Origin of the sequence: Paenibacillus sp. AR247 (assembly GCF_002968895.1) — a bacterium.
GTDB classification, from domain to species: Bacteria; Bacillota; Bacilli; order Paenibacillales; family Paenibacillaceae; genus Paenibacillus_AQ; species Paenibacillus_AQ favisporus.
This window is the reverse complement of the sequence record NZ_PCZT01000006.1, coordinates 263,933-275,105: the sequence shown is the minus strand read 5'-3', so window position 1 is coordinate 275,105 and position 11,173 is coordinate 263,933. Positions and strand designations below refer to the sequence as shown.

General features: G+C 51.7%; 9 protein-coding genes, 2 pseudogenes and 1 riboswitch. Of the genes and pseudogenes, 3 read left to right on the top strand and 8 right to left on the bottom strand.

What is annotated here, in order from left to right:
* Positions 1 to 8: 8 nt before the first annotated feature.
* Together CPT76_RS06230 and CPT76_RS06225 are read right to left on the bottom strand one after the other, a co-directional pair.
* Positions 9 to 676: pseudogene (locus CPT76_RS06230) on the bottom strand (PspA/IM30 family protein).
* Positions 677 to 921: 245 nt separating this feature from the next.
* Positions 922 to 1,944 (bottom strand): NADH:flavin oxidoreductase/NADH oxidase, encoded by a 1,023-nt coding sequence (locus CPT76_RS06225; RefSeq protein WP_105442269.1) that lies wholly within the window; start codon positions 1,942 to 1,944, stop codon positions 922 to 924.
* A 271-nt stretch (positions 1,945 to 2,215) separates the two neighbouring features.
* On the opposite strand from CPT76_RS06225, the gene CPT76_RS41250 reads away from it, so the two are divergent.
* Both CPT76_RS41250 and CPT76_RS41245 read left to right on the top strand, forming a co-directional pair.
* Complete coding sequence (locus tag CPT76_RS41250) at positions 2,216 to 2,704, top strand: polysaccharide deacetylase family protein (protein WP_308737528.1); 489 nt, start codon at positions 2,216 to 2,218, stop codon at positions 2,702 to 2,704.
* Positions 2,679 to 3,059 (top strand): polysaccharide deacetylase family protein, encoded by a 381-nt coding sequence (locus CPT76_RS41245; RefSeq protein ID WP_308737527.1) that lies wholly within the window; start codon positions 2,679 to 2,681, stop codon positions 3,057 to 3,059. The genes CPT76_RS41250 and CPT76_RS41245 overlap by 26 nt, the downstream gene beginning before the upstream one ends.
* 73 nt (positions 3,060 to 3,132) lie before the next feature.
* Here the strand turns inward: CPT76_RS41245 and CPT76_RS06215 are convergent, their stop codons facing one another.
* The 4 genes from CPT76_RS06215 to CPT76_RS06200 all read right to left on the bottom strand — a co-directional run bounded on the left by CPT76_RS06215 (position 3,133) and on the right by CPT76_RS06200 (position 6,351).
* On the bottom strand, positions 3,133 to 3,792 hold the full coding sequence (locus tag CPT76_RS06215) for a 3D domain-containing protein (protein ID WP_105442268.1): 660 nt from the start codon (positions 3,790 to 3,792) through the stop codon (positions 3,133 to 3,135).
* A gap of 3 nt (positions 3,793 to 3,795) precedes the next feature.
* Positions 3,796 to 3,948: riboswitch (cyclic di-AMP (ydaO/yuaA leader) on the bottom strand.
* A 238-nt stretch (positions 3,949 to 4,186) separates the two neighbouring features.
* Complete coding sequence (locus tag CPT76_RS06210; protein WP_076171392.1) at positions 4,187 to 4,909, bottom strand: amino acid ABC transporter ATP-binding protein; 723 nt, start codon at positions 4,907 to 4,909, stop codon at positions 4,187 to 4,189.
* Positions 4,896 to 5,372, bottom strand: coding sequence for an ABC transporter permease subunit (locus CPT76_RS06205; RefSeq protein ID WP_105442267.1), 477 nt, complete (start codon positions 5,370 to 5,372; stop codon positions 4,896 to 4,898). Before CPT76_RS06205 ends, CPT76_RS06210 begins: the two co-directional genes overlap by 14 nt.
* Before the next feature lie 169 nt (positions 5,373 to 5,541).
* A complete protein-coding gene (locus tag CPT76_RS06200) occupies positions 5,542 to 6,351 on the bottom strand; it encodes a transporter substrate-binding domain-containing protein (protein ID WP_105442266.1) in 810 nt (269 codons plus the stop codon).
* A gap of 467 nt (positions 6,352 to 6,818) precedes the next feature.
* Between CPT76_RS06200 and CPT76_RS06195 the strand changes: the two are divergent.
* A pseudogene (locus tag CPT76_RS06195) lies at positions 6,819 to 8,565 on the top strand (alpha-glycosidase).
* A gap of 108 nt (positions 8,566 to 8,673) precedes the next feature.
* On the opposite strand, the gene glgA reads toward CPT76_RS06195, so the two are convergent.
* Together glgA and CPT76_RS06185 are read right to left on the bottom strand one after the other, a co-directional pair.
* A complete protein-coding gene (gene glgA, locus CPT76_RS06190; protein WP_105442265.1) occupies positions 8,674 to 10,104 on the bottom strand; it encodes a glycogen synthase GlgA in 1,431 nt (476 codons plus the stop codon).
* 16 nt (positions 10,105 to 10,120) lie between these two features.
* A partial coding sequence (locus CPT76_RS06185) for an alpha amylase C-terminal domain-containing protein (protein ID WP_181152707.1) occupies positions 10,121 to 11,173 on the bottom strand: 1,053 nt, incomplete at its 5' end.

The following is an 11,173-nucleotide window of genomic DNA, read 5'->3' as shown; positions in this document are numbered from 1 at the left end:
ATGGCAGATTATTTGTTATCGTACTGCTTCATGAGCGCTGCCAGCTCATCTTCAACCTCTTTATCCTTGCCGAGTTGTTCGAACTCATCGTCGAGCGATTTGCCTTTGGCGGACATTTCGTTGCTGGCTTCGGCTTGCGCCTCCATCTGCAGCATCTTCTCTTCCATCCGCTTCATGCCGTTCGTTGCAGATCGGTGCTGAAGCCGTTCATCGCCTTGTTGATTTCGGTTTGCGCTTTGGCCGCATTGTAGCGGGCTACCAGCGTCTCTCTTTTGTTCTTCATTTCGGTGAGCTGCTTGCGCATTTCCTCAAGCTTGGCACGGAGATTGTCGGCCGAAGCCTTGTTCTGGTCGTAGCTTGCTTTGTATTCGTTCATTTTCTGCTCAGCCGATTTTTTCTCTTCCAGCGCACGGCGGGCCAGCTCAACGTTCTGTGCCTGGGCTGCGGTGTGTGCCTGCTGGGTACGCTTCTCAACGAGCGCCTGCTGCTCTTCGTACAGCTGCTTGAATTTTTTCTCGATGGCGATTTGAGCGGCTACAGCCTTCTCCGCGTCTTCCAAATCTTCGGTCATATCGCGGATATATTGGTCCGTCATCTTGATCGGGTCTTCTGCCTTATCGATAATCGCATTAATATTGGACATTGTTAAATCGCGCAGTCTTTTGAAAATAGCCATGGTTTCTTGTTCCTCCTGAAAGGTTAATGTGTTCTTCTTGATACTCTTTTACGCAGCAGTTTTAGGACCGTTTCAAAAATCGCCAAAATTTTTTTTGGGTTTGTTCATCTTCCATAATATAGCAGCAATGAGCCTTCATTCAAGGCTATGTTTACCGTTTAAAAAAACGCGGGAGCCGATCCAACCGATCTGACTCCAGCGTTTTGTTGTGAATGCTTGATTAGCTTCATTTCCGCAATGCCTCGTTAAAAAGCGCGCAAATACTGTTTCGGGATTTTCTGTTCTCCGTTCAGCTCTTGAGCCGCATGGAGCGCCCAGTAAGGATCCTTCAGCATGCCTCTGCCGACTGCGACCAGATCCGCCTTTCCTTCCAGCACCACCTGCTGCGCTTCCTCGTAATTTTCCAAGCGGCCGACAGCGATTACCGGCACATCCAGCTTTGCCTTCATTTGCTCCGCCAATTCCACCTGGTACCCCGAGCCGGCCTTCGGTCCGCCGTTCGATCCGATATGACCTTCACCGCCGGAGGAAATATGAAATACGTCCACGCCCGCATCCCGGTATCGTTGGCAGATTTCCGCGCAGTAATCGACGTCATAACCGCCGTCCACGTACTCCTTGGCTGACACTCTCATCAGAACAGGCATGTCTTCAGGGACCGCCTTCTTGACGGCTTTAACGACTTCTTCTCCGAACAAAGCCAGGTCTTTTCCATACGCATCGTCTCTTCGGTTGGTCAGCGGAGAATGGAACTGATGGATTAAATAGCCGTGAGCGCCGTGTATCTCCACCGTATCAAAGCCGGCCTCCACCGCGCGCCGGGCCGCTTCCCCATAGGCGGTAACCAGACTCTGGACCTCTTCGGTGGACAAAGCTCTCGGAATTTTATATTTCTCGTCAAAACGGATGGCCGATGGAGCTACAGGCGGGTTCGCGTCTTCCGCCTTGCGGCCGGCATGGCCCAACTGGATGCCGATCCTTGCGCCATGGGCGTGCACTTCGTCGACGATTTTGCGGTAAGCAGGGATCTGCCCGTCATCCCATATTCCCGTATCCCGGTTCGTAATCCGTCCGTCGGGATGAACCCCCGTCATCTCTACGATAATCAATCCGGCTCCGCCGACTGCGCGGGATACATAATGGACATAATGCCAATTGTTAGGGATCCCGTCCTCAGCCTGTACCGAATATTGGCACATCGGAGGCATAACAATCCGGTTTTTCAGAGATAATCCTTTAAGTACATAAGGTGTAAATAGATCTGCCATTGCTTCGTGTCTCCTTTATGTTGTATGTGATTAAGCCTATATGACAACAGGGTTATATGATTGCAGCGCCGCCGCTCATTGTCCATACCTCGCGGTTACGGCCAACGTGCAGCGACCGTAATCCATCAGTTCTATTATACACGCTTTGCAGAACGATATGAAAATGTAGCCCAGCATCTGATTTAAAGCAACATAATTGCATCAACTTATGGACATAACAAGGATAATCATGTTTTCGCTGTTTGTCCGCGGTGGAAAGGAGTCGAGACGGATGAAAAAGAAGCTGTTATGCACATTGCTGTCTTCCCTGCTGATTTTGTTGTTGATCTGTCCTTGGCAGTCCGGGTGGCCGGCAGCCGCCGCTCAAGGCGGTGAACCCCCGAAACATCCGTCAGGTTCCGAACCTGCACGGGAAACCAGCAGCCGGGAGGCGAAAGAAAAGCGGAAGGAACAGCAGATCCTTACGCTCGGCCAGCTGATCAAAAAATATCCCGAAACGTTTAAAATTCACGGTCCGCGCGTCAAAGAGGTGGCCCTAACCTTTGATGACGTGCCGGATCCCAGGTTTACTCCTCAGATCCTGGATGTGCTCAAAGCCCATCATATTAAAGCCACCTTTTTTGTGATGGGCAGCCGGGCGAAGAAGCATCCCGAGCTGGTCGAGCGCATCGTCCGTGAAGGACATGTGATCGGAAACCACTCCTATAATCATCCCCGTGTTTCACAAATTGGAGATGGACGAATATGTAGCCGAGATTAAGCGGACGGAGAACACGCTTTACGGCATCGTCGGCTATAAGCCCAAGCTGATCAGGCCGCCTTATGGAGACATCACGGAACGCCAACTGCGCTGGGCCAAGCAGCAGGGCTACAAAATTGTAAACTGGAACGTCGATTCGCTGGATTGGAAAGGAATCGGCAAGGAAGCGGTCAAGCGCAACGTGCTGTCCACCGTTGGGCAAGGCTCGATCATTCTTCAGCATGCGGGAGGCGGAACCACGTCCAATCTCAGCGGTACGATCGATGCCCTTCCGGACATCATTCGAACATTGAAAAATAAAGGTTATTCGTTCGTCACGCTGCCGAGGTTACTTCACGTTCCAAAAGACAAGTAACGCGCTGAGCGTACAAAAAAAACCGGCTTTCGTACAAAAGCCGGTTTTTCCGTGTTGTTATGAATAGCTTGAACTATTTAATGAAATACAGCTCAACGTCCTGGAACCCGAAGGCACTGACGCTTTCCGGGCTGCCCGGTACGAAAATGTCGATGCGTTTCCCCTTAATCGCGCTCCCGGTATCCTTAGCTGTCGCTACGAAGGCTTTCTTCGGAAGGCCCGGGAAGCTGTGACCGGTAACGAGCACTTTCGTTCCCAATGGAATAACGGACGGGTCAACCGCGATCGTGCCCAGCTTCAGCGGGTTGCCGAAGTAGTCCACTGCGCCCCACTTGCCGTTTTCGCTAGCTGCGGAAGAATATGCCGTAGCTCGGACGTCCAGCGTTTTGGAGTAATCGAAGGTTTTACCCCATGCTTCCACGACTTTGTCATCGCCGTTGACGTTCAGGGAAGCAGCCGTGATGATGGAGCCGCTGTCCTCTGCGGCAAATGCCTTGGCTGTGCTTGCTCCGGGAACGTTTAATTTCAGGCCCGGATAAATATTGGTTGCTTGTACATTCGGATTTGCATTCATCAGTTGATTCAAATTAACGCTATATTGTTTAGATAGTGTATAGAAGGTGTCTCCATCCTTCGCTACATGGACCGAGTCCGCAAACGTGGGTACCGTCTGTACCGCCAGAGAAATGCCGATGATGGCTGCAAGTGTCTTGATTCCTTTAAATCTTTTCATGGTTCCTCCTTAAGTCGTGATGCCTGCGAAGTTAGCTGTCGGATTCGGATTGAGGAGACAACCCTACGCCCTGTTGGTGCGATTCACCCCAAGCGTACTATGTACACAAATTACATCCCCCGCACTTTACCTTAAAAGTTTCGGCTCAACAAATATATCACAATTTTGTAACCTGTGCGCATGAAAATGTTACCAATACAAAAGCCTCGAAATATCAGGCTTTATATAGAGTTGTTAGCTGACTTAATCAAGGGAGCAACGGCTCAATCCCTTTCAAAAAAGTTACAACATCTTCATTCATTTTAACGATTTATTCATGAAAAGGTACAAAAAAAGCCCTGGATGAGTAATATTCTCGTCCAGGGCTTTATCATTTGTAGATGCAGGCTCTTTGTCAAAGGACCTTGCTCAGAAAATCTTTCGTGCGGCTGTTTTGCGGGTTACCGAACACTTCTGCAGGCGTCCCCTGCTCGACAATTTGTCCGCCGTCCATAAAGACGATCCGGTCGCCGACTTCCCGGGCAAATCCCATTTCATGGGTTACGATGACCATCGTCATGCCGCCCTCTGCGAGCTTCTTCATGACCTCCAGCACTTCGCCGACCATTTCCGGGTCCAGCGCCGAAGTCGGCTCGTCAAAGAGCATGACGTGGGGCTGCATGGCCAGCGCCCGCGCGATGGCGATCCGCTGCTTCTGCCCGCCTGACAGCTGGGACGGATACGCATCCTTCTTGTCGGATAATCCGACCGTGCGCAGCAGGTCAAGGGCAATCCGTTCCGCCTCGGCCGGCGGCTGCTTTTTCACCTTAACCGGCGCCAGCATGAGGTTCTGCAGCACCGATTTATGCGGGAACAGGTTGAAATGCTGGAACACCATGCCCATTTTTTCGCGTGTGGCATTGATGTTGTGGCGTTTGTCCGTAATTGGCTCACCTTCAAACGTGATCTGTCCCCCTGTAGGCGTTTCGAGCAGATTCAAACAGCGGAGAAAGGTACTTTTTCCCGAGCCGCTGGGGCCGATCACGACGACGACCTCGCCTTTGGCGATGTCGATGTCGATCCCTTTCAGAATCTCCAGCTTGCCGAACGATTTGCGCAAATCTTTAACGCTGATCATCTGTATTCAGCCTCCTTTCAAATGCCCCCAGCAGCTTGGACAAGGTAAACGTCATAATGAAGTAGATGGCTGCAATGACCAGCAGCGGACTGAGGTAATCATACGTAATCCCTTGGATAGCCCCCGACTGGTACATCAAGTCGGTGACGCCGATAAACGATACGATGGATGATTCCTTGATAATCGTAATAAACTCGTTACCGATGGCCGGCAGCACGCTTTTGAAGGCCACGAGGCCGTAGTGAATAATAAACAGCTGAACAACCATCGGGGTACCGCGGAGAACTTCCACCCACACCGAACCGATCATCTTCGGCAGCCAAAAGCGGGACATCCGCATCAAGGATATAATAATGCCCAGCACGAAGCCGCATATGACGCCGATGGCCGCCAGGAGCAGTGTATACTGGATACCTGTCGCAAAATACGTCCGGTAATCCCAAAAAACGGAGAACATATTCATAAAGACCCAAGAACCTCCTTTGTCATCATACCTGCCTGTCCCATCCTTTCCCTGTATACAACAGATCGGGACATATTTGAAACAAGGTACCCATCATTGAACAGAAAAAATAGCGAATTCGCTTCGCTATTTTATCCGATGTATAAAATGAGAGCAGACAGCTTAACCTCTATTTCTGTGCAGCCAAATCGCTCGCTTCGGCAACGTACTGCTCAATCTTGTTTTCGGATTTCAGACGGTCCAGCGTTTTGTTGATTTGGTTCACGAGCTCAGTGTTACCTTTTTTGATCCCGATCGCGTAGCCGTCTTCCTTATAATCAGGAACCGCATCCGCAATTACCAGACCTTTGACGTTCTTGATGTATGCTTCGGCAACCGGCTTCTCCATGATGGAGGCATCCACGCGGCTCGAATTCAGCTGCAGTACGATGTCGGAAATTTTGCCCAGACCGGTGATCTTCGCGCCCGGAATCGTCTTGGCGATGTCCTCCTGGATCGAACCCTTCTGAATGCCGAGCGAAGCTCCTTCCAGAGCTTTCATCGTGCTGTATTTGTCTTTGTCAGCCTCTCTGACGACAACGGCCTGCTCCGCCTTATAGTAGTTGTTCGAAAAATCGATTTGTTTCTTGCGTTCTTCGTTTGGTGTAAGGCCCGAAATGACAAAATCTACGCGGCCGGTGGACAGCTCGCCGAGAAGCGCATCAAAGCTCATATCCTTGACTTCAAGCTGCGCCCCCATGTCTTTGGCGATTTCCTTGGCGATTTCGATATCGAAGCCGACGATTTGGTCCTTGCCGTTCACCATTTTATGAAATTCGTACGGCGGGAAGTCCGCGCTTGTTCCAAGCACGATTGTCTTGCCGCTGGCCGGCTTTTCGCCCGCTGCCGTGCCGCCCTCAGTCGAAGGTTTGCTTCCGCATCCGGCAAGCAGGGAGCCTGCCAGCAGAATGCATGCCGTTAGAATACCCCATTTTTTCATATCTATCTCTCCTGTCCATTTCAATGATACTTATTGTTGTTCAAAGGCATGATCCGTATCCGGCCCAGCCCGAAAAACCACGGTTCTAATCATACAATAAAAATGCATGATTATGCAATGACATTTTCATACAGTGGTCAATACATTTCAAAATAGCCAAGATAAGGCGGATTACAGCTTTTTAATTCCATTTATTCCTAGTTCTTTTGTTTCTTTTAGTCACTCCCCCTCTTTTTCGGAATAAATATGTATTTACCGTTTCAAAGCCCGTCTCCTTCCTCATATGGATGCATAAATCCCTTCAAAAACCTGCACCCTTTGAAAGAAAAGCTTCTTATGATGTAATTACACGCAATGGGGACTCCTACGCAAAAAGTTCACCGAAACGTCAGATTAAGGCGGCAGCCATGGTTCATCATTCCGGGAATGAGGTATTAAATAGCTAGATATTTAGTGGAGGTGTAGTCATGCTGCTGGAAGCTTTATACCATGTCCCCCGGGACAAATGGGCCTATGCATACGATCCGAAGACGATACATCTGCGTGTCCGCACCAAACGAAATGACGTGGATACGGTAGTTGCGATGACCGGAGACAAATACGACTGGGATTCGACCTATTTTGAAATTACGATGGAAAAAGCCGCGACCGACGATATGTTCGATTATTGGGAAGCTGCCGTGCTGCCTAAATACAAGCGTCTTAGCTATGCGTTCCGGATCACTTCCGGCAAAGAAACGATTTACATGCTCGACAACGGGCTGTACCGAAATTGTCCGGCGCCGACGGGCGGCTATTACGAATTTTCTTACATACATGAGATCGACGTGTTTAAGGTGCCGGATTGGGCAAAGGATGCAATTTTTTACCAAATTATGCCCGAACGTTTTGCGAACGGGGATCCAAGCAATGATCCGAAAGGCACACAGCCTTGGGGAGGACAGCCGACAACGGACAATTTCTTCGGCGGTGACCTGCAGGGCGTCCTGGATCACCTGGACGACCTACTCGATCTTGGCATTAATGCGATATATTTCACACCTTTGTTCACGTCGCCGTCGAACCATAAATACGACATCGTCGATTATAGGCAGGTTGATCCGCATTTTGGGGATAACGAGCTGCTCAAGCAGGTCGTGGAAGCCTGTCACAGCAAAGGGATCCGCGTCATGCTCGATGCCGTGTTCAACCACTGCAGCGAACAGTTTCCACCGTTCCAGGACGTCCTGAAGCATGGGGAAAAGTCCAAATATGCCGATTGGTTTCATATCAACCAGTTTCCGGCACGGGTTGAGAACGGGATCGCCACGTATGACACGTTCGGCTTCTTCGGCAATATGCCGAAGTTCAACACGGCCAATCCCGAGGTGAAGCAGTATTTGCTGGACGTTGCCGAGTACTGGATCAAGGAAATCAAGCTGGACGGCTGGAGGCTGGACGTGGCGAACGAGGTCGACCACCATTTTTGGCGGGACTTCCGCATGGTCGTCAAAAACGCCAATCCGGACGCATATATCGTCGGGGAAGTGTGGAGCGATTCCCTGGCCTGGCTGGTCGGAGATCAGTTCGACTCTGTCATGAACTACCCTTTTGCCGACAAGGTGCTGGAGTTTTTCAACGGAGGCATGGACGGACTGACGTTCGCCAACAAAATGGGCACCATCCTAATGCGCTATCCGCAGCAGACGAACGAAGTGGTGTTCAACATGCTGTGCAGCCATGACACACCCCGCCTCTTGACACGTGTCGGGCACGATAAGCGCCGGATGAAGCTGGCGGTCGTCTTCCTGTTCACGTTCATGGGGACGCCATGCATCTTCTACGGCGACGAGGTGGGCCTCACCGGAGGCGGCGATCCGGACTGCCGTAAATGCATGGAGTGGGATCCGAAGAAGCAGGACCGCGAGCTGTACGATTTTTACAAGCTGCTCATCGGTCTTCGCAAAAAAACAAGCGCTCCGCGAAGGCCGCTTCCGCTTTTTGAAGGCGGAACCGGGCAATCCCAACATTATTTACGAGCGCATGGACAGCCGGGTTCATTTCACCATCTGGATGAACAACACTGACAAGCCGCAAGTGCTGTCCCACCCGATGGTTACGAACGACTGGAAGGACGCCTTATCGGGCGACAAGGTGCCTACCCAGAACGGAACGATGAATGTCAGTCTGGACCCTTACGGGTACCGGATTTTGTACCGAAATCTAACCAAATAAATCGGTTTCTTCATAACGAAAAGCCTGAATTCCGGAAGGCTTTTTCCAAATGGATTCTTAGCCGCTGTGGGTATTACCACGGAGCCGGCCTGGACCAGCTCCGTTTGCTCAAACGGTGACGCGTTCATAAATGTCCATATATTCCTTGGCGGACATGTTCCAGCTGTAATCCCCGGCAAAGGCGTTCTTCACGATTTTGCTCCAATGCTCCGGCTGCTGGTAAAACGCTGCCGCGCGGTGGATCGTATGCATCATGTCGTGGGCGTTGAACGCCGTGAAGCTGAAACCGTTGCCCTCGCCCGTAAACTCGTTGTAAGACTGCACGGTGTCGTTCAGCCCCCCGGTCTCGCGAACGATCGGGATGCTGCCGTACCGCAGCGCCAGCAGCTGGCTGATGCCGCATGGCTCGAACTTCGACGGCATGAGGAACATGTCGCTGCCTGCATATATTTTGCGTGACAGGGCGTCGCTGAACGTAATCTGCGCCGACATGTTGTCGGGATGACGCCCTGCCGCTTCGCGGAACCAATGCTCGTAGGCGGAGTCGCCCGTGCCGAGCAAGACGAACTGGAAGTCGTCGTGATCCAGCATTTCGTCCAGCACCCGCGTCACGAGGTCCAGCCCCTTGGACTCCACCAGCCGGGTTACCATTGCAATCAGTGGCACGTCCGGCTTAACCGGCAAGCCGAGCTCCTGCTGAAGCCCCGCTTTGTTTTCCCTCTTTTTCGCCAGGTTCGACCGGTATTTTACGTAGAGGCTCGCATCGTTAGCTGGATTGTAGCTCTTCGTGTCTACTCCGTTCACGATCCCGCTCAACCGGTCACCGAGCGAATACAGCAGCCCTTCCAACCCATATCCGTAGTGGGCCGTCTGAATCTCCCTGGCGTAGGTCGGACTCACCGTCGTCACGTGATCGGCGTAGACGATCCCGCCTTTCATAAAGTTGACGTTTCCGTAAAACTCAAGGCCTTCTGGCGTAAAATATTGGTGCCCCAGCTCCAGCAGTTCGCTAAGTACCTCGTAAGGATAAATTCCCTGGTACAGCAAATTATGTATCGTAAACACGGTACGGATGTGCTGGTAGTACTCGTTATGGCGGTAGTGTGCCTGCAGCAAAACCGGAATAAGCGCCGTATGCCAGTCATGGCAGTGGAGCACGTCCGGCTCGGAACCGATCAGCGGAAGCACTTCAAGCACGGCCCGGTTGAAAAAGGCGAAGCGTTCGCCGTCGTCCATGTATCCGTACACGCTGTCCCGTCCGAAATAGTATTCGTTATCGAGAAAATATACCGGAATGCCGTCGTACACGAGCTTTTCGATGCCGCAGTATTGATTTCTCCAGCCGACCGGCACTTTTATTTCCGTGAGATGCTGCATTTCATCCCTAAATTGCTGTGGTATCCCTTTATGTTTGGGCAAAATGACCTGCACATCCGCGCCGCTTCGCTTGAGCGCTTTGGGCAGGGCGCCGATTACATCGGCAAGTCCCCCTGTTTTAATAAACGGTGTCGATTCCGCTGCTGCAAATATGACTTTCATCTCTCCTGCCTCCTATTCATTGATCCGCGGGCCGTTCCGTCACCGGTTTACTTCCGGTGCCTCTGCCCGATCTTTTCTTTGTCTCTGCAGTAGGCATTTCTAACCCTTCCTTGGCTTTGGACGCCGACACCCGGGTGGTTTCTCCGGATTTGCCGGACTTTGCCGCGGCACTCCGCTTGCTTGGCTTACTCTCTTTACCCGGGACCGACTTTTTCGTACGGGGCTGCTCCCTTTTATATATCAGCATACTGAGCGGCGGTAGCGTTAATTCCAGACTGCACGTTTGTTCATGCCAAGGGATCTTCTCCGTCTGCACGGGTTCGGCGCTAAACTCGCCGCTTCCGCCATATCGGGAATCCTCGCTGCAGAACACAGGCACGTACGTGCCGGCCTTGGCAATCCCGATGCGGTAATGCTCACGTCGCACCGGTTGAAAATTAATAATGACGACAAGGGTGTCACCGGCTTTCTTCCCTTTTCTGAGGTACGAAATGACGCTTTGCGTGTTGTCATGCGGCGTGATCCATTGATACCCTTCAAGCTCATGATCCCGCTCCCACAGCGCCGGTTCGTTCAGATACAGCCGGTTTAATTCCGCGGTATACCGCTGCATGTTGCGGTGGCTCTCGTAATCCAGCAGCAGCCAGTCGAGCTGCTCCTGGTCCTTCCATTCGATAAACTGGCCAAACTCCCCGCCCATGAACAACAGCTTTTTCCCGGGATGGGTCATCTGGTACCCAAGCAGCAGCCGAAGCCCGGCGAACTTCTGCCCGTAATCCCCAGGCATTTTGCTGAGCAGCGATTTTTTGCCGTGAACAACTTCATCATGGGATAAAGGCAGCGCATAATTCTCAGAATAAGCATAAGCAATCGGGAATGTCAGCAGATGATGCCGCCCGGGCCGCTGTTCAAACGGCGTTTCCACATAATCCAGCGTGTCGTTCATCCAGCCCATGTTCCATTTGTAATTAAAGCCGAGCCCGCCTTCGTGTACGGGTGCGGTAACCCCGGGCCAAGCGCTGGATTCTTCGGCCATCATCAGCGTATTTGGGAAATAGCTGAACACCAC

What these genes read in the sequence shown, in the direction of transcription:
- glgA (WP_105442265.1), bottom strand. Translation starts at nt 10,104, where the DNA reads ATGAAAGTCATATTTGCAGCAGCGGAATCGACACCGTTTATTAAAACA.
- CPT76_RS41250 (WP_308737528.1), top strand. Translation starts at nt 2,216, where the DNA reads ATGAAAAAGAAGCTGTTATGCACATTGCTGTCTTCCCTGCTGATTTTG.
- CPT76_RS41245 (WP_308737527.1), top strand. Translation starts at nt 2,679, where the DNA reads ATGGACGAATATGTAGCCGAGATTAAGCGGACGGAGAACACGCTTTAC.
- CPT76_RS06215 (WP_105442268.1), bottom strand. Translation starts at nt 3,792, where the DNA reads ATGAAAAGATTTAAAGGAATCAAGACACTTGCAGCCATCATCGGCATT.
- CPT76_RS06205 (WP_105442267.1), bottom strand. Translation starts at nt 5,372, where the DNA reads ATGAATATGTTCTCCGTTTTTTGGGATTACCGGACGTATTTTGCGACA.
- CPT76_RS06225 (WP_105442269.1), bottom strand. Translation starts at nt 1,944, where the DNA reads ATGGCAGATCTATTTACACCTTATGTACTTAAAGGATTATCTCTGAAA.
- CPT76_RS06200 (WP_105442266.1), bottom strand. Translation starts at nt 6,351, where the DNA reads ATGAAAAAATGGGGTATTCTAACGGCATGCATTCTGCTGGCAGGCTCC.
- CPT76_RS06210 (WP_076171392.1), bottom strand. Translation starts at nt 4,909, where the DNA reads ATGATCAGCGTTAAAGATTTGCGCAAATCGTTCGGCAAGCTGGAGATT.